This window comes from Enterococcus moraviensis ATCC BAA-383, from assembly GCF_000407445.1.
Taxonomy (GTDB): Bacteria; Bacillota; Bacilli; order Lactobacillales; family Enterococcaceae; genus Enterococcus_L; species Enterococcus_L moraviensis.
On sequence record NZ_ASWB01000001.1, the window covers coordinates 1,095,205 to 1,113,217 of the forward strand.

Consider the following 18,013-nt stretch of genomic DNA (forward strand, 5'->3'; position numbering starts at 1 on the left):
CTCCATATTGTCTCAATCTCGATTACACTTTTATTCTACAATATTTTTAACCGTTTACAATCCATTTATAAGATCGTTTCTCTATTTTTAAGAACGTTTACATTTTAATATCATGTTTGAAAGGATATTACTTCTTTTTTTATGTTCATATCACATTTTTTATGATATAGTTGCCGTGAGGTGAAGAAGATGAACAATTTAGTTTGGAAAAGTATTTACGTTTTAAAAAAAGGGATTTTATGGCTTATTTATTTGTTGTTTGCACTGTATATTTGTTACCTGGTCATCACGTCACACAGTCTCAGTGCTAAGATCATTTTTGGGTGTATTGGCGGTATTGCACTGAGTATTGTTGTACTCTTTGAGTATTTAAAAAATGTCTATGAAAAAATGATTTATGCTTTAACCGTTGAGTGTGACTTAGAAAAAGCAGTTACTTTAAAAAAGAAACTGGAGAAAAAAGATTTGTTTAATGGCTTTAAACAGTCTATTATTATTTTTGATAGCCTGATTTTATTAGACGAAGGAAAATATGAGCCTTGTTTAGAGCATTTACAAAAAAATCAGCATTTCTTTCGCTCTACGTTAGATTACCTCTTCATTTATTATCATACGCAAATGTACTGCTATTCTTTTTTAAAAGAGGAAGAAAAATTGAATACTTGCTTAGAAAACCTGTTTAAACTTAAAAATACGAAAAAGAATCAAATGAATGGCTTATTTTCATGGCACGAACTCAATAGCCTAAACTATTTCCATCAAAATCGAAATAAAAAATGTTTAGCTGAATTAGAGTTAATTGATAGAAACCGTCTAAATAATCGAGAGATGGCGTACCTTCTATACTTAAAAGGTCACTGTTTACTCAAATTAAAAGAAACATCTGAAGGGTATCGCATATTAAAAAAAGTAAAAACTATTGGAAATACACTCGCTATTGCGCAAATGATTTAAAAAGGAGGAAGTTAAATTGAAAAGCTCACACAAAACAATCAAACATCGTCGAGATAAATTACTCGATTTATTACATACTGAAACAACCTTACCTGTAAAAGAAATAAGTCATAAATTGGACGTCTCAGAAATCACTGTTCGTCGCGACCTGATAGCACTAGAAAAGATGGGATTAGTTCAACGCGCCCACGGAACAGCCCAAATCGTTCAGAAAACTGGAACAGAAGATTATAATGAAGAAATCGAAGTACTAAAAAACGCCATTGCAAAAAAAGCGGCTGAGTATGTTTCAGAGGGCAATACGTTATTTATCAATACCGGTTCAACCGCGCTATCTTCTTTGAAACATTTAGAAGATAAGCGTGTAACCATTGTGACGAACAATGTTAAAGTTGCCAGCTTGGATCACAATCCAAACTCGACCGTTATTTTATCTGGTGGTGAGATTAGATTTCCAAAAGAAGCTTTGGTTGGAGATATTGCAATTGATTCATTTTCAAAGATGTCTTCTGACATTTCAATCATTGGCTGTTCTGGACTTAGTATTGAAAATGGGATTACAACGCCCGTCTTACATGAATCAAAAATAAATTCATTGATCATTGAACGGACTAATGGTTTAGTGATTGTTGTTGCAGATTACCGTAAAATTGGGTTTTCCTCTAATTTTACTAGTGGCAATATCAAAGACATCAACTATTTGATTACAGATACATTTGCGTCACCGGAAGTAGTTCGTGAAATCGAGAAGCAAGGCGTACAGGTGATTCAGGTCGAGATCTAAGATTGACATTAGTCATGATAGGTGGTATTTCGAAACGGAGGATTAAATTATGCGGATCAAACAACTGGATTATATCGTAAAAGTCGTGGAATTAGGGTCAGTCAATGAGGCGGCTAAACATCTTTTTATTACCCAACCAAGTCTATCAACTGCTATTAGAGAATTAGAACAAGAAATGGATATTCAGATTTTCCAACGAACACAAAAAGGGATGGTTCTCACAACAGAAGGAACAGAGTTTTTATCCTATGCTCGCCAGATTTTAGAACAGGTTGATTTAATGGAAGAAAAGTATAAAGGAACTGAGACTCGGAGAAGGTTATTTTCTGTTTCTGCTCAACACTATGCCTTTGCAGTTCATGCGTTTGTCCAATTAATCAAGTCTTACGAAAAAAATGAATATGAATTTACCTTTCGCGAAACACAAACGAATAATATCATTGAAGATGTTAGCACTTTCCAAAGTGAGCTGGGAATTTTATATTTGAATGCCTTTAATGAAAAAGTGATTCGCAAATTACTAAAAGAAAAGCAGTTGGTTTTCCATCCTTTATTTACAGCCAAGCCGCACGTTTTTATCAGTAAACAAAATCCCTTAGTTGGGAAAAAATCAGTGACTTTAACAGATTTAGAGGATTTTACTTACCTTTCATTTGAACAAGGACAGTTTAATTCGTTTCACTTTTCAGAAGAAATATTGAGTACTCGATACCACAAAAAAAGTATTCGTGTCAGTGACCGAGCAACCTTATTTAATTTTTTGATTGGTCTGGATGGTTATACAATTAGTTCGGGCGTTTTAAGCCGCGAATTAAATGACGAAAATATTGTTGCATTGCCTTTAGAAGTTGATGAAAAAATGGAAATAGGCTGGATTCATCCAGCTCAGATGTCCTTATCGCCGATGGGTGAAGAGTACTTGCGCTATTTGAAAGAACATATCATTGATTATGGTTTCACTATTTTACCTGAAAAATAAAAGAACTGCTAAAACGGATTCGTTTTAGCAGTTTTTTAACTAGCGTGTTTTACTCGCTTTTTTGATTTGTTTACTTCTCAATTGACCACACGCTGCATCAATATCTGTGCCATACTCTTTTCTAATAACACAATTAACACCATTTTTCTTCAAAACGTCATAGAATTTTAGAACATCGGCTTTTTCACTTCGGCTATATTGGTCATGCTCACTAACTGGATTGTACGGAATCAAGTTGACAAAGGTCAATTTCTTCTTATCTTTCAATAAATCAGCTAATTGTTGTGCATGTTCTGGGCGATCGTTCACATTACTCAACATAATATATTCAAACGTAATACGACGATTCGTTTTCTCTAAGTACTCATCAACAGCATCCATTAATTTTTCAATCGGGAAACTGCGATTGATACGCATGATCGATGTTCGAACATCATTATTTGGCGCATGTAACGAAATAGCTAAATTCACTTGCAATCCATTATTCGCAAACTCTCTGATTTTAGGGACTAAACCACTTGTTGAAACAGTGATATGGCGAGCACCGATTGCCAACCCTTTGGGATCGTTGATTGTATGTAGGAAATTCATTAAATTGTCATAGTTATCAAATGGCTCTCCGATTCCCATCACAACAATATGACTAACACGTTCGTCTTGTCCGCGTTCATCAAAATAATGTTGAACGAGCATGATTTGAGCGACGATTTCGCCTGCTGTTAAATCACGTTGTTTTGTAAGTAAACCACTTGCACAGAAAGTACAACCAATGTTACAACCCACTTGAGTCGTTACACAAACAGACATGCCATATTCTTGACGCATCAAAACTGTTTCGATCATATTTTTATCTGGGAGCTCAAAAAGATATTTAACCGTTCCATCTTTTGCTTCTTGGATGATTACTTGACGTAATGGATTGATAATAAAGTTTTCTTCTAATAATGAGATGACATCTTTTGATAAATTGGTCATTTCACTAAAAGCCATAACACGTTTGATGTACAGCCATTCCCATACTTGAGTGGCCCGGAATTTTCTCTCGTCATGTTCGATGAACCATGCGATCAGTTCTTCTTTTGTTAAACCATAAATGGACGCTTTTTCCACTAGTTTTCTTCCTCATTTCTTCTAAACATTCGCTTCATACTATAACTTATTGTTTCGGATTTGTCTATACGTTATCTAGGTTTGCCCAGCAAATATGGCAATTTTCATTTCTACTATCTTGTTTTTATCCTGTATGTTTTTATTCGTGGTTTCGACTTTTTTGATACCGCAATATGTTAGTGTCTTCACAACTAGATTTAGCTTCCACTTCGAGGTGGGTAAATTTCTTTAAACAAAAAAGAGCGGGAGAAATTTATGCTTTGGTTTCCCCCACTCTTCTTTAGTCATTATGCTTGAACTAAACGATACACTTTTTTAAAGTAAAATATACGTGCAATCAAGTAATACACAATTTGAATCAAAACAAAGATTCCTAACACTTGCCAACCAGCTACTTGCATCCCTTGATTAAACATATGATACATTGCGGTTAGGGCAACTGCTCCATGGATCACTGAAACAATGATTGGTGTAAAGAACAGAATTCCTACTTGTTGGTAAATCATTTTCTTCAATTCTTTTTTCGCTAAGCCCATTTTGTAGATCATTTTGAATTTTTCTACATCGACCTCCATATCGCTATACAATCTGAAATATAAGAAACTTCCAGCTGAAACAAAGAAGACGATTCCGATAAAGATTCCCACGAATAAAATCGGTGCATATTCATTTGTGATCGTTTGTTGCGAATAGCTTTTTGCCATAAACGGTATATTTTTATCTTGGAACTTACCTACAGATACCAATTCGTCATAACTAGTATTTTTAGGCTGCCAAACAGTTGTTATCGTACTTTCCATGTTTTGTAAATTTGTATCATCTGGCACGACGACCGTGGTTCCATAGGCAGAGACAACAGTCGTTTTTTCTGTTTTGGTGATTGGTAACGTCACTTGATCTGCTAATTTCACTTCATTTAGCGTTGTCTCTTCCATTCCCATCATACTGCTTGGTAATAATTGAACAGCCTTACCTTGAGTTTGAATCGTTGGTTTTTTAACTAATTCTGCCAAATGATTGTACTCAGACTCTTTGACAAAATTAACTTGATCCGAATTGGTATACGTCGTAAGTTCACCTTCATCCACTTGAATCCCTTTTTCAGCCAATAATTGAGTAAAGTTTTGTTTTATAGCCGTTGTTTCTTCAGCAGTTCCTGCAATTTGAAATTCATAAGGAATTTGCTTCATTCCATCTAAAATCATATTTTGAAAACCATACAACGTTCCAATTGCAGCAAAAGCGACAGTTGAAATAATCGATACTAAGAAAAATGAACGGGCATTGTCTTTCATTCGAAAAGCTAAGTCAGAAAGAACCACCATATTCGTTTTTTTCCAAAAGATCGTTTGTTTCTTTTTAAGTCGTTCAATAATTGAAACACTTAATTGATTGAATAAAAAGCGTGTTCCTGCAACGACTAAGAAAATCACAGGAATCATGACCATAGGTACTAACATGCCTTTCACTAAAAGAGCAATTGCATACCCTACACCGATCAATAAAATGGCTAAAAAGGTTTTGATACGTGAGCTTTTGATCGTGCCTTTGCCAATATCGCCTGCTTTCAGTAAGTCCTGTAAACTTAATTTTGGTAGACGGAATTGAATAAAAAACGAAATGGCTAAAAATAAAATAGCAAACGAAAGTACCGTTAAAACAAGTGCTTGCGTTGGAAAATAAAAACCAAAATTCACATGCATCAGTTTATTGCTCAACCATAAAATTACTTGTGAAAAACCAATTCCAGCAAGACTTCCGATAATCGTTGCAAAAAAACCGATCACCAGGTTTTCAATAAAAACCATTTTCTTTAATTGCTTGGGGCTCATTCCTTGAATCATCAATAAGCCAAATTCTTTTTTTCTGGACTGGATAAAAACATCCATCGAATAAAGAACGAAAAAGAATGCAAAACCATAAATAATGATCGCAGCTGCCAACATACCAATTTGAGCATTTTTATTTAACCCATCAGATAAGGCTGGATGAAATGCGAATACTGTGAAAGTAAAAAACACCATGACAGAAAATAATGTACTTAGGAAATAGGCCATATAAAGATGTTTATTTCGTAAAGTATTTCGAATAACAAATTGACTAAAACTCATTATCGACACCTTCAATCTCGGATAGTTTTACCATGATTTCATCGTAAAACATCTTTTGATTTCCATTATGGTGAATTTCATCAACCAATTCACCATCCTTAATAAATACGATTCGCTTGCAATAGCTTGCGGCTAAAGGATCATGCGTAACCATCAAAATCGTTGCTCGTTCCTCTTCATTTAGCTGTTGTAATAATTGCATAACATCTTTAGATGATTTTGTATCTAGATTTCCTGTTGGTTCATCCGCCAACAACAATTGAGGCTGATGGATCATTGCACGAGCCACCGCTACACGTTGGGCCTGTCCACCTGAAATTTCTGCTATTCGTTTTTTTAATAAACTCGCAATTCCCAAACGGTCAGCTAAAAGATTCAATTGTTTTTTCATCACTGAGATTTTTTCACCATCTAATGTTAGTGGCAAAACGATATTTTCTTCTACAGTCAAGGTAGGCATTAAGTTAAAACTTTGGAAAATGAAGCCTAACTCTCTACGTCTAAATTTCGCCACCTCTTCTTGATTGAGCTGGTTTGGATCTTTACCATTTAATAAAACATGTCCAGATGTTGGTTGGTCAATGGTTGCGAGCAAGTTTAGAAAAGTACTTTTCCCACTTCCAGAAGGTCCCATAATACCAATAAATTCACCATCATTTACTGTTAAATTTAATCCTTTTAGTGCTTCATATTTGATTTCAGTTCCATACGTTTTAGTTAGATTTTCGACTTGTAACATTATTATCGCTCCTTTTCTCTACTATTTTAGTCTAATCCAATTTCCATTAACCTACCATAGAAGAAAATAACAAGTTGCTAACACTTTTGTAAGCAACTTGTTATAGCGAATCAATTGATTGTTATTCCATCGTGATCTCAGCGTCTGGAATTGCCTTTGGAGAATACGGATTACTTGGAGTTTGCCATCTTAAATGAAAGTAGGAAACAGGTGCTTCTTTGTTGTAATGCTCCGTTGTAATCTTGATTGTTTGCCCTGCTTTAAAGTAGCGGAAATTTGATAATGTTCCTCCCGTAATATTATCTCGGTCAATAATTTTTTCATCATCTAAATAAACTGCGCCATTATCATCCACTTCAATCGAAAATGTATATATTCCTGTATCTTTAAGTGTTACATATCCTACTTTTTTCACTTTGTAATAATCGGTTCCTAAACCTGGGTAAGGCTCTACGTTATTATAATCATCATCAAAATTTGTGGCTGTTCCTGTCCCTTTTTCTATGAAGTAGCCTAAATATCGCGGATAATCATAGAAAGTTGCACCGACTCCTTCTCTTTTTTTAACTGTGACTTTTACAATTGCTGTTAGCCCATTGTTACTAGTACTCTTTACCTCAATAAACGTAACACCCACAGCTTTTGCTTCCCAATTACCGTCTTTATCAATTGTCATAATTGATGGGTTATCACTTTTGTAAGTAACGTCTTTATCTGTTGCGTTCTCTGGAGTAATTGTAACGATTAATTTGCCAGTATCGCCCACATACTGAATCAATTCTTTCGGTTCCACACTGATGCCCGTTACTGGAATCGTTTCATACAATGCTAAATTTATATCTCTTTTTTTATCTAATGTTTCTAAAGCAAATTGAATACTTTTCCCATTTTCATCGAAGTTACTGTTTTTAACTATCTCATATTGGGAGGGTATTGAAATGGGTTTTATTTCGTAAGTTTTACCAGGTGTAATCTTTAAAAAAGAATAATTTCCATTTGCATCTGTTTTAACTGTTTGAATCGGTGTTGTATTTCCAACCAAATAAAGACCTAACTCGATTCCTGAAATGCCTTGTTCTGTTCCATCTTTCTCACCGCTTTTATTCTCATCATTAAAGACAGTCCCTTCTATAGAAGCCGCGGTAGATATGAACCCGATCCAAGCGCCTGTATACGCTTCTCCCTCATCTAGTTCAATATAACCAGAAAGACCGTCATCATTAAACCCTACTGGTCCACTCGTAAACATCTTATATCCGACTGGGAAATCTACTTTTACGTTATATAAATCAGAAGAAAGCTTGTCAAATGTATATTTCCCCTGTCCATCTGTTGTTTTTTGCGCGATTTCTGTTCCAGAGTCATCCAATAATCTGACTGTGACACCCTCAATTCCTGGTTCATTCGCATCCTGCTGGCCGTTAGCATTGGAATCTTCAAACAAAATCCCACTAATAGAAGCTGTCCCTTCTGCTTTACTGCTGATTCCTTTTGCCATTACTGATACACTAGACATAAAAAAACTTACAAAAATAATGAGAGCTAACAACATATTTTTACTATTAATTTTTTTCATATTATCCACCTTCCTCAGAAAGAATTTTAATCATTTTTATATTAAAAAATCTCCCAAAACTATGAAAATATTTTCCCCTCTGTCGGTATATACTTGACGACTCAAATTATAAATTAGAAGGGAAATATTTAGCTTTGGGATGATTTGTCATTATTCATGGTACGGTATTTATAATTGATAGTGAAAAATAGTACTTGGGGGTAAGCAATTTACTCTTTTTTCCTTTAAACGCCGTTTAAATCGGGCGTTGTATAAAGTAATTCTTGTGGAATTAATTTATATGGCGCTGGATTAGATGGTGTAGACCACACCAAATCATAGTTATAACCAGTTGCTGAAGGCATGTGGAATGCTGCTACAACTTTTACTTTGATGATCTGACCAGCTTGAAGATATACTGGAGAAGTGTTTTGAACAAGAACATCATTCACATAGATTTGTGGAATGACCATACTACTAGCAGAGTAAAATCTGTACATTCCAGTATCTGTCAATTTAATATACGCAGTTTTTTGTACTCGGAAACCAGCTGCAGGATCAATCCCTGGGTATGGTTGTTTGTTGTATTGACATCTAAAATCAAGTGTACCGTCTTCAAATTGACTTGCAACAGGAATAAAATTCCCCATTGGAGATTGACGTCTTTCATATTCTGTGTAAACGCCATGAACTAATTTATCTGGAACAACAGTATCTATGCCTTGTAAATCTGGCGTTGTATAAAGTAATTCTTGTGCAATATGTTGCGCTGGAAAATTAAGACCCGTTTCTGGAGTTTTCCAATAAAAATCCGTCACGAATTGCCCATTTTTACTTTGTGCATTTGTTGGGAAATTACTAATAACTTTTATCTTAATAATTTGACCAGCTTGTAAATTAACATATGGATATGTGGGTTGAACAAGTACATCATTAACATATACTTGCGTATTTCCTGTCGTACTTGTCATAAACATATACGTACCTGAACCACTTAGTTTCACATAAGCCGTTTTGCTTACTCTAAAGCCGTTATTCGGATTGATACCTGGATAAGGTTCTCTATTTACACTGCAAGAAAAATCTAAATTACTATTTTCATATTGACTTGCAACTGGAATATAATTGACTCCTTCTCTTCTAAAATATTCTGTGTAAACACCATGCACTAATTTGCCTTCCGCTCTAGTAAGCGAATTTCCTTCATCAGCTGAAGCAACACTTGAATTGATACTAATTAACGCAAAACAAGCAATTAAAACACAAATAATCAACGGAATTTTCTTTCTTATTTTAAAAACCATTCATTTCCATCCCCTTTTTTTATTTTTTGTTTACCCCTTTTTGATTGTAACATTAAAAAAATAACATGTAAATTGTTTATTTTGATTTACATTTTGGAAAATTAGGATAATCTTTAGAAAGAGAAAAAGCTAAATATATTCCTATTCCCACTCAAAAAATAGTATCTCTTTATGTCATCAATTAAAAATCTCTATTATTTTATTATGATTTATTTTTACTTCTTTTTTTATTCTTTTTATTTTTAATACGTCTAGCAGCTACCTTTTTCTGAAGTTGTTTCCTTTTCTTCCGTTTTCGCAAAATAATTATAGCTAAAATAAAGACTATCAACATGCCAGCAATACCTAGAACTAGCCACACAAGCGTGTTTGTCTCTTCTTTTTCCAAATACACAGATTCATCGTTAAACTTCTTTGCTTCTTCTTTAGTGATAGTGAATTCTTTTTTTAATTCGTAATGTTGTGTATCAGCTGTAACGTTCATCACCACTTCGTAATCTCCAGCAACCATTTCTGTATCTTTCATATCAAACCCAAACTTTACAGTTGAATTAGGTGCCATTTGAAATGTATCTTCTTTTCGACTATAAACCTGCTTATTTGTCTTTTTAGCGATTACTTTACCTTCAATTGTCATTTTATGAATAATACTAGGTGCTTGATTTTGCAGGATAGCTTCGATAAAATTATGGAAATTTCGTTGCCCCGCTTCTGCTTTGATCAAGTCTAGTTTATTTTCAGCTTTTGTACCAGACTCAGTCAATATGATTGGTAGACTATAGGAAAAAGTATTGATTACCGCTTTCTCTCGATCTTTTTCAGATGATTGATACTTTTCTGAAAAGTGGAGTCCTCCCAACAATTGTCCTTCGTAGGGTGCTTCTGGTATGTTGATCTCAGCTATTATTTCTTTGCTCTCTTTTGCCTCTAGTTTGACGACTGGCTCTTTCACTTGTACCAGCTTTTTTATATCCGTTAACATACTGCTATCTTTTTCTTTATCAACTTCTTTGTAGCTAATAACGCCACCATCACTAGTAGTACCTCGTGTTACATCAATAAAAACTTCTATCGGATGGTCAGAATAATTCTTTACTTTTGCTTTTATTACTTGTTTACTTCCTGGCGTTACTTTTAAGTCATAGTAACCACTTTCTCCTCTTTGCTGGTTCTCAGGATAAACGGCCTCAACAGAAAAAGCAGCTCCTGTGCCACCTGGTTCAGTAGACGCAAAAGCATATACATCGTTTCTTAAAAAAAGAAAAAAACAAAGTGTTACTAGGCATAAAATACATTTGTTCAGTTTACGCATCTAACTGCTCCTTCTTGGAAAGTAGAGTTTAAGATAAAAGTCCATTACGAGCAATACGTAGATGAGTATCCTCAAAAACATGTAATTTTACCGTTCACTCCATCATTATAAATCTGAGGTACAACTCAAAGAGCCATACCTCAGTTTTCCTATTCAATTTTGCTTATGAAAAAGGATTTAGTGTTGGTTTTAATTCCCAATTTAATTCAGCTTGATATTTTCCTGTTTCAACAGCTGTATTGGCTGGCATTCTAAACGTTACACCATCTGTCACTGAATCTTCTTTATAAGCCCCTTTACTATTTGTTCCTAAAGCTAGTGAGTAATCACCGACCCCTTGACCTTTTGAAGCATCAGAATTTGCTATTGACACTTCTGTTCCAGGCGTTAAAACTAATCCAGTAGTAACATCTGTGCCAACTGCTTTAGAATGAATGGTTGGTTTAGTTGTACTTGAGCCTTCATAATTTGCATTCGTAAATACGATTTCAGCACCATTGATTTTTTTGTTTGCATCCCCTGTTAAAGAGAATTGGCTTGACGTTACTGAAACAGTCCAACCAGTACCACGTTCTGTTCTCATATCATGAGTTGTGATCCATGGCGCACGATAAATTTTCGTTTTACTTTCATCCCATGCTGCAACAACTTTCGCATTTGCAGTTACTTCTCCACTAGACTTTTGTTGTGAACCAAAATCAAAATCTGGCACGACTACTAGTTTTAAATCTCCTGGATTTTCATTACCACCTGGTTTATCTGGGTTATCTGGATCTGTCGGGTCAACTGGATTCGTTGGTTTTTCGGGGTTTTCTGGATCTGGAATGTTGTTCGATCCATCATCGGTAAAGCTAATATTTCCATTTGATACTCCCTTTGTTGCTTCTGGATAAGTCGCTGCATCTGCATTTAACGCGCCTATTCCTACGATTGTGGCCAAAGCGGCACCGCTCATTACTAATTTTGTTAATTTCATTGTCAATCTCTCCTCTTAAACTTTTTTTATTATTAAAGTATATATACTTTAGTAATCCATAATGAATTGTTGTTCACTTACTTCTTTTATTGATCATCCCGAAAAATGCTATAAAAACAAAGACCAAACCTATAATGAGTATTGAGCTGGCTTTTATTTCTCCTGTAGTTGGAAAACGTGGTTTACCTGAAAGCCCTTTTGGTTTATTCGGCGTCTCTTTTTCTTGTGAAGTAGACAGATCAGAACTAGTTGTTGTCTCTGTATCGTCTGTTTCATAAAAACGGATTCCTCCAACAGTTGTTACGTTTGCTGGACCATTGTACTCTTGTGCCATTGCTGAATAGTTTGAACTTAATAAAACGGTAAAAAGGAGAATGAAACCCATGATATACACTATTTTTTTCATATCTTAATCCTTTCTGTTTAGATTCTCTGTTTAGCTACTTTTTCAATGTCTTCGTTCTCTTCTTCTTTTTCCTTTGTCGTTCTTTCCACTTTTTCATTCTACATTTCTTTATATATATTCGAGAAAGCAAGACGATCAGGATAAGTAGTAGCGAAAATAGAAGACCTATCAATGTCAGAACTAAACGATTTTCAAAAATATTTTCTTTTTTGATACTCACATCTTTTTGATTTAATTTTTTTGCTTCTTCTGATGTGATTTGAAATGTTTGGTCAAAATGCCAGACTCTTTCCTTTTGAGTCGCTGTTCCTTTAAACTCATATGTTCCAGCTTTAAAAGGCTCGCCATCTAGGGATATCGGTAAATCAAATGTACTATTTGGCGCAATCGATAGATTCTTTTTATCTAGTCTTAACAGTGATTCTTGGGAGCCAGATTTTGTTACAGTTCCTTTAAAGTCCACTGCAGATAAATAAGCTGGTTGAGCGTTCTCCAATAATAAACTAATAACATTTCTAGCATTTTCTTGATCTGTCGTCACTTTTTTCAACGCTAAATCACCGACTATTTCTTCGCTCTTATCAGTGGTTCTTAGAATCAAACCAATTTCTCTAGCAAAATGATTTTTTATATTTCCCTCTGTTTTAGCGGTTGTTTTATTGTATAAATACAATCCACCAGCTAAAACTCCCTCAAATGGCTGTTCTGGCATTTTTATCTGTAACTTTAGTTTATATTCTTCATGGGCTTTTAAGACGATCTCTTTTTCTGCAATGGTGATAATATCTTCGACATTGTAAATTAAACCTGCATTGTTTGTTTCACTTTTTACTGAATAGGTCACAACGCCTGCTCGATTAGTTTGAGCACGATTAATCGAAGGGACAACAACAATCTCCTTAGAGGAAGCATTCGTCAAGATAACTTCTAATTCTTGTTTTTGACTAGGTGTCATCTTCAAATCAAAATAAGTGACTTCTTTTGTGTACTGATTATCAGGAAGTTTGGCATCCGTTGTAAATCCTGCAAACGTTTCATTGTCTGAGGCGTAAGCAACTAAAGGTGTGCCAAAAAACAAACTGACAACTAATCCTATAACGAAAAAATTAAATAGTTTTTGATTGCTACTCATTGTTATCCCTCTCATAATTTATCTATTTGCTCTTTTATGGTGCTGGTGTATCAGATAACGTCCAAGTTAAGGTAGATTGATATTCTACAGCTCTTTTAGCCGTATCCCCTGGAACAGCCAGCTCGAATTTTGATAATTCCAATGTTGAAATGCCATCACCCGTTGCCGCCTTAGCGCCAAATATCAATTGCTCTCCGCCAGCACCAGGCACTAAGGTAAGTGAATTATTAATTTTACCTCCTGTAGGTCGCGTTCCTCCTGTATTTGTTGCAGAACCAGTCTTGATCGTTAAGGCAGCATTCGTTAACTGCCCAGTTCCACCTTTTTCCGTAAATTGAGCTGTTTGGACCACTTTCACACTCCAACCAGCTTTGGTTCCACGAGCATCATTGACTGTCAATTTACCAGTCGTAACCGGACCACCTTCGATCCCATTGTCAGTAGCTACCCAATTTTCGGCCGTTTTATTTTGAATCTTGTGTGCACCAAAGTTTAAATTATCAGGCAACCCAGAACCTAAACTTCCATCCCCAGGATCAATCGTCATATCCCCTTCTGTATACGTAATCGTTGCATTTGTTGTTTTGGTGTCTTTATCTGCGGCCAATGCTTCATTTGAAAAACCAATCGCAGTTAATGCTAGTCCAGATAATAACGTTGTACTTATTAATTTTTTCATTTAAAAACCCCCTAAAATAATTTTTATATTAAGCTTTTTCAAGCTTTATAACATGTTTAATCGTAGCTATTGTGGTACATCGGAAAGTGTCCATGTAAGAGAAGAACTATATTGGCTGACTTTTTTCGTGGCTTCTTTTGGAACAGTCAGCGAAAATTTATCCAAAGGAATTGTCGTTGTTCCTGTCCCTTCTGATGCTTTCGCTACAGCTATTCGATTTTCTATCCCACTTTTTAATGAAACTACCTGGTTTACCAAACTTGGTAAATTAGAAGCTGTATTCGTAGCACGACCAATTGCTATATCAAGCGTCGTATTCACTAACGGGCTACCATCCGCCGCAAAGAAATCTGTGTTTTGTTTCACTTTTAACGTCCAACCACCACTTGAACGGGAATCGTCGATCACAACTTTTCCAACAGTTGGAACTCCATACTCCGTAGCAGTAAATGTTTCATTTCTAGTATTCTGAATTTTCGTTTTCCCAAAATCTAAATTGTCAGGAAATAGACTATTGCTCATAGTTATATCGGATTTTTTATTTGTTTTAGTTTTCATATTGGTAGGGAAAAAAATTGGTTTCGACGTAGAATCTGGATAAACTAATTCCACATCCTTCAGACTAACTGCGATTGGAGTAGTATCAAGAATATAACCCTCTGGTGCTTTGGTCTCAATGAATGAATAATTCCCTATAAAAAGCTGATCAACTTGAACGAAACCTTTACTCGTTGAAACAATTCCCTCTTTCACCACTTCTTGTGAATTATTTGGGTTATTTCTTACTAACTTAAATTCTGCTCCTGGGAGAACGGCATTCGTTGCCTCATCTCGTTTCACCAACCTAACACTTCCCCAACCTCTCAAATATTCGACAGTGACTGAGGGATTAGCAGATGGTAAATCAACTTCAAAATACGTTGCTCCTTTACGTGCAAAATAACCAACCACTTGACTTACACCACCTGCCACTCGGTATTTTCCAGGTGGTAAATCAGTAAAAGTCACTTGACCATTTACTGTTGCCGCTAATCTTATTGGATCTGATAAATTATCGTAAGAATAAAGAGAAACCATCCCATTAATCGGCCTACTATGATCCTCCGCATCTACTGTATTTATTTTGATTGAATACGTAGCTGCCTTGTTTTCTCGGTTCGCTTTTTTCGCTTCCGCAGATTGTATCGCTGCTCGCTTTGGACGAGTCTTTTCACTCCCTTTAACTGCTGATTTTTCTTTCGTTTCGGTTGATCTATCTAAAATAGGAACATCTAAAACTGTTAGTTCTAAATCAGATTCTTTATTGGTCTCAAATCGAAACGTTAACGTCTGTTTTTTATTTTCGACAGAGGAATTTAAGCGGGCAATAAATTCAATGTCTATTTCGTTTTGCTTTGATTCAACGAAAAAGTCACTTACTTGAAAGGACAAACGATTTGCACCTTTGTCATCCGTTATCATTTCCCATTTTCCGAGGACATTCTTGTTTTCATCTCTTACTTCAACTGGTTCTTTACTCGTTGGAGTAAGGTAAGGAAGATTCGTCGTGAAAGTTTGATTTTTTGTACGTTTCATTTCATCGGGTATGAATAGCTGGTATTTTACTTGAACGGAATCATCATAATTGATCGACTCTCCATTTTTTAGAGCTGTTTTCGCTACATTCCCTGTTTTTTGTTCGATTTTTGATAGACTAACCATTTGGAAAACAGATGAATCTTTATCTAGTTTTTCACTCGCTGCATTAATTTTTTCATTTCCGAAAAGATTCAGAAATAATAGACCTAAACAGCCAATCAAAATTACTAGACCAATTTTTTTTCTCATATTTAACAACTCCTTAGATGTGGTATTTTAAAAAGAAGGGACTTAACTTGAAGAGCCACTAAAAAATCTTTTATATAAGATTTTTATTTAATTGAAACCCTTTCGTTCGGACAGTTCGAATTAAATTTTTCCCCTCTTCCCCAAGTTTTTTCCGAATCAGAAAAATAATATTGGCCACTCGATACTGTTGTACTGCTTGCTCTCCTTTCCATAAATGAACAGAGATTTCCTGATATGTAACGACTTCACCTGCATGATCATACAGAAATGAAAGTGCTCGAAACTCTAATCGAGTGAAACTAATTTCTGGTTGACCATTAAAGGACAAACTTTGTGCTTCTTTATTTAGAATTACTAACGTTGAACTTTCTTGATGAACTAAACACCCTAATATATTTTTCATTATAATAAAGTCATTTTCTTCTTCTTCGCTGTCCTTAACAAGAATACCGTTAGCACCTAAATGTAGGCACAGCTTTCGTTCAATCGGTGTCAAAGGAGTATCAGTATAAAGCCATATTGGAATACCACACTTTTCTTTCTTCAAAGTCGTCAACCATTCTAATCCTTTGATTGTATGATTGTTCATTTTTTGATTTACGCTTATCAAAATTCCGTCAACTTCACTTAATTGATCTATTTGTTTGATTTCTTTTGATTTAAATCCATACGAATGAAGTTTCTCGCTCATTTCTAAATCAAAAGGATATTCCAACATGATTATTCCTAGTGTATACATTTAATAGGCATCTCCTTGTTTCATATTTTTACTTAAAACATGAAAAACGGTTGAGCTTCCTGTCTTATATAGAGAAAAATACGAGTTGACGGCGGAAATGACGGCGGTGAATAATTGAAAAAAAGCAGGTTTTATCCATTTTGTCATTGAATTGCAAAAGTCAGTAGTCATATAAGAAGATATTTTCCTTATCCCATCTCAGTTAAAACGTTAATTTATCTAATTTTTTTATAGCTATGCGATTTTCTTCTAAAAATGAACTCGTATAGGTGTCCAATGTCAATTTGATGGATGAATGACCTAATAGAGAACTAATAGCAGCAATGTTTACCCCAAGTTCTACACAGCGGGTTGCAAATGTATGTCTCAATGAATGGAACGATATATCCGTCAAGCCAAGTTGATATTTTATTTGATCAAACCGATAACTGACCGTTCTAGGTTCAATTGAATGATCACCATTTGCAATAACAAACGGAGACCGAGATTCTTCTTTCCATCGTAGCAACCCCTTTTTCAATTTTAAGGAAAGTGGGATAAATCGATTTGAATTCGGTGTTTTCGGTGCAGTTTCAATAATTTGCGTTTTATTTCCAGAATCGTCCGGTAAGCAGATTCTCTGTTTTGTTCTACTGACATGAATAATTGAAGAATCAAAATCAATATCGTCCCATTTTAATGCACATATTTCCCCAATACGCATACCTGTTTCTAAAGCGATTAATATAGGTAGACCTTTTTTCGTTTTTAAGCTAGCCTGTTCGAGTGCTTTATGTTCTGTTCGTGTTAGAGCCCGAACTTTTTCTTTTTTTATTTTTGGTAGTATCACTCCTTCGCATGGATTTGATGAGATATATGCACGTTCTTTTGCTGCTTCAAAACAGCTTTTGACTATACGAAAGATGACATGGACAGAGCTTGTTGATAGTTTGTTAGATAATTGATTGATTACTTCATCAATATCGTTTGGACCGATTTTCTGCAATAGTCGGTGTTCTAATAAAGGTAAAATATGTAGATCCATTTTATTCTTGTAACTTGCAAAGGTACTTTCTTTTATCTTAGGAGCCATGACAGATGTCATCCAAATCGACGTCCAATCTCCAAATGTTCCATGAAATTCTTTTTTATTTTTGGAGTAAAACATGCTCGTGTGAACTTTTTTCTCAAATAGTTGTTCTTTCACAGAGCGGTAAGAATACGCATAAACATATCCATAATGAATGGAACCATCTGTCTTTCTTGCTTTTGGGTAGCGGCCTTCCCATCTACCATCTTTTCGTTTATAAATATTTTCTCCTTTAGCCAAAAAATCAAATCCTTTTCTGTAAATTTTGACGGCGCAATTGACGGCTTAAAAAAACATCACTGATTAAACTAGGATATTTGACAACATAATAAACGAA

At 35.0% G+C, this 18,013-nt stretch carries 16 protein-coding genes; 3 read left to right on the plus strand and 13 right to left on the minus strand.

Annotated elements, in window-relative coordinates; translation table 11 throughout:
• Positions 1-189: 189 nt before the first annotated feature.
• Genes I586_RS05205 through I586_RS05215 form a run of 3 tightly spaced genes read left to right on the plus strand, consistent with a single transcriptional unit; the run spans position 190 to position 2,717 of the window.
• Positions 190-954, plus strand: coding sequence for a hypothetical protein (locus I586_RS05205; protein WP_010764211.1), 765 nt, complete (start codon positions 190-192; stop codon positions 952-954).
• A gap of 16 nt (positions 955-970) precedes the next feature.
• The gene (locus I586_RS05210) at positions 971-1,738 is read left to right on the plus strand and encodes a DeoR/GlpR family DNA-binding transcription regulator (RefSeq protein ID WP_010764210.1); all 768 of its coding nucleotides are present in this window, start codon (positions 971-973) and stop codon (positions 1,736-1,738) included.
• A 49-nt stretch (positions 1,739-1,787) separates the two neighbouring features.
• Positions 1,788-2,717 carry a LysR family transcriptional regulator gene (locus tag I586_RS05215; RefSeq protein WP_010764209.1) on the plus strand — a complete coding sequence of 310 codons (930 nt, stop codon included), beginning with the start codon at positions 1,788-1,790 and terminating at the stop codon, positions 2,715-2,717.
• Positions 2,718-2,756: 39 nt separating this feature from the next.
• Here I586_RS05215 and rlmN read toward each other — a convergent pair whose 3' ends face one another.
• The 13 genes from rlmN to I586_RS05280 all read right to left on the minus strand — a co-directional run bounded on the left by rlmN (position 2,757) and on the right by I586_RS05280 (position 17,916).
• The gene (rlmN, locus tag I586_RS05220; RefSeq protein WP_010764208.1) at positions 2,757-3,827 is read right to left on the minus strand and encodes a dual-specificity RNA methyltransferase RlmN; all 1,071 of its coding nucleotides are present in this window, start codon (positions 3,825-3,827) and stop codon (positions 2,757-2,759) included.
• A gap of 287 nt (positions 3,828-4,114) precedes the next feature.
• Positions 4,115-5,938: an ABC transporter permease gene (locus tag I586_RS05225; RefSeq protein WP_010764207.1), complete on the minus strand. Its 1,824-nt coding sequence runs from the start codon at positions 5,936-5,938 to the stop codon at positions 4,115-4,117.
• Positions 5,928-6,677, minus strand: coding sequence for an ABC transporter ATP-binding protein (locus tag I586_RS05230; RefSeq protein ID WP_010764206.1), 750 nt, complete (start codon positions 6,675-6,677; stop codon positions 5,928-5,930). The genes I586_RS05225 and I586_RS05230 overlap by 11 nt, the downstream gene beginning before the upstream one ends.
• A gap of 121 nt (positions 6,678-6,798) precedes the next feature.
• Positions 6,799-8,253 carry an SdrD B-like domain-containing protein gene (locus I586_RS05235; RefSeq protein ID WP_010764205.1) on the minus strand — a complete coding sequence of 485 codons (1,455 nt, stop codon included), beginning with the start codon at positions 8,251-8,253 and terminating at the stop codon, positions 6,799-6,801.
• A gap of 224 nt (positions 8,254-8,477) precedes the next feature.
• Complete coding sequence (locus I586_RS05240; protein ID WP_010764204.1) at positions 8,478-9,536, minus strand: PA14 domain-containing protein; 1,059 nt, start codon at positions 9,534-9,536, stop codon at positions 8,478-8,480.
• A gap of 202 nt (positions 9,537-9,738) precedes the next feature.
• Positions 9,739-10,848, minus strand: a complete 1,110-nt coding sequence (locus tag I586_RS05245; protein WP_010764203.1) for a WxLIP family cell surface protein — start codon at positions 10,846-10,848, stop codon at positions 9,739-9,741.
• A gap of 163 nt (positions 10,849-11,011) precedes the next feature.
• The gene (locus I586_RS05250; protein ID WP_010764202.1) at positions 11,012-11,824 is read right to left on the minus strand and encodes a WxL domain-containing protein; all 813 of its coding nucleotides are present in this window, start codon (positions 11,822-11,824) and stop codon (positions 11,012-11,014) included.
• 73 nt (positions 11,825-11,897) lie between these two features.
• Positions 11,898-12,230, minus strand: coding sequence for an EF2685/EF0750 family sortase-dependent surface protein (locus I586_RS05255; protein WP_010764201.1), 333 nt, complete (start codon positions 12,228-12,230; stop codon positions 11,898-11,900).
• A 34-nt stretch (positions 12,231-12,264) separates the two neighbouring features.
• Complete coding sequence (locus I586_RS05260) at positions 12,265-13,362, minus strand: WxLIP family cell surface protein (RefSeq protein ID WP_010764200.1); 1,098 nt, start codon at positions 13,360-13,362, stop codon at positions 12,265-12,267.
• Between the two features lie 34 nt (positions 13,363-13,396).
• The gene (locus I586_RS05265; RefSeq protein WP_010764199.1) at positions 13,397-14,041 is read right to left on the minus strand and encodes a WxL domain-containing protein; all 645 of its coding nucleotides are present in this window, start codon (positions 14,039-14,041) and stop codon (positions 13,397-13,399) included.
• Between the two features lie 66 nt (positions 14,042-14,107).
• Positions 14,108-15,868, minus strand: coding sequence for a SpaA isopeptide-forming pilin-related protein (locus tag I586_RS05270; RefSeq protein WP_010764198.1), 1,761 nt, complete (start codon positions 15,866-15,868; stop codon positions 14,108-14,110).
• Positions 15,869-15,938: 70 nt separating this feature from the next.
• The gene (locus I586_RS16915; RefSeq protein WP_010764197.1) at positions 15,939-16,607 is read right to left on the minus strand and encodes a winged helix-turn-helix domain-containing protein; all 669 of its coding nucleotides are present in this window, start codon (positions 16,605-16,607) and stop codon (positions 15,939-15,941) included.
• A gap of 202 nt (positions 16,608-16,809) precedes the next feature.
• Entirely contained in the window at positions 16,810-17,916 is a 1,107-nt protein-coding gene (locus I586_RS05280; protein ID WP_010764196.1) for a tyrosine-type recombinase/integrase, read from the minus strand.
• Between the last annotated feature and the right edge of the window lie 97 nt (positions 17,917-18,013).

What these genes read in the sequence shown, in the direction of transcription:
- I586_RS05245 (WP_010764203.1), bottom strand. Translation starts at nt 10,848, where the DNA reads ATGCGTAAACTGAACAAATGTATTTTATGCCTAGTAACACTTTGTTTT.
- I586_RS05260 (WP_010764200.1), bottom strand. Translation starts at nt 13,362, where the DNA reads ATGAGTAGCAATCAAAAACTATTTAATTTTTTCGTTATAGGATTAGTT.
- I586_RS05265 (WP_010764199.1), bottom strand. Translation starts at nt 14,041, where the DNA reads ATGAAAAAATTAATAAGTACAACGTTATTATCTGGACTAGCATTAACT.
- I586_RS05270 (WP_010764198.1), bottom strand. Translation starts at nt 15,868, where the DNA reads ATGAGAAAAAAAATTGGTCTAGTAATTTTGATTGGCTGTTTAGGTCTA.
- I586_RS05205 (WP_010764211.1), top strand. Translation starts at nt 190, where the DNA reads ATGAACAATTTAGTTTGGAAAAGTATTTACGTTTTAAAAAAAGGGATT.
- I586_RS05240 (WP_010764204.1), bottom strand. Translation starts at nt 9,536, where the DNA reads ATGGTTTTTAAAATAAGAAAGAAAATTCCGTTGATTATTTGTGTTTTA.
- I586_RS05230 (WP_010764206.1), bottom strand. Translation starts at nt 6,677, where the DNA reads ATGTTACAAGTCGAAAATCTAACTAAAACGTATGGAACTGAAATCAAA.
- I586_RS05215 (WP_010764209.1), top strand. Translation starts at nt 1,788, where the DNA reads ATGCGGATCAAACAACTGGATTATATCGTAAAAGTCGTGGAATTAGGG.
- I586_RS05235 (WP_010764205.1), bottom strand. Translation starts at nt 8,253, where the DNA reads ATGAAAAAAATTAATAGTAAAAATATGTTGTTAGCTCTCATTATTTTT.
- I586_RS05255 (WP_010764201.1), bottom strand. Translation starts at nt 12,230, where the DNA reads ATGAAAAAAATAGTGTATATCATGGGTTTCATTCTCCTTTTTACCGTT.
- I586_RS05225 (WP_010764207.1), bottom strand. Translation starts at nt 5,938, where the DNA reads ATGAGTTTTAGTCAATTTGTTATTCGAAATACTTTACGAAATAAACAT.
- I586_RS16915 (WP_010764197.1), bottom strand. Translation starts at nt 16,607, where the DNA reads ATGTATACACTAGGAATAATCATGTTGGAATATCCTTTTGATTTAGAA.
- I586_RS05250 (WP_010764202.1), bottom strand. Translation starts at nt 11,824, where the DNA reads ATGAAATTAACAAAATTAGTAATGAGCGGTGCCGCTTTGGCCACAATC.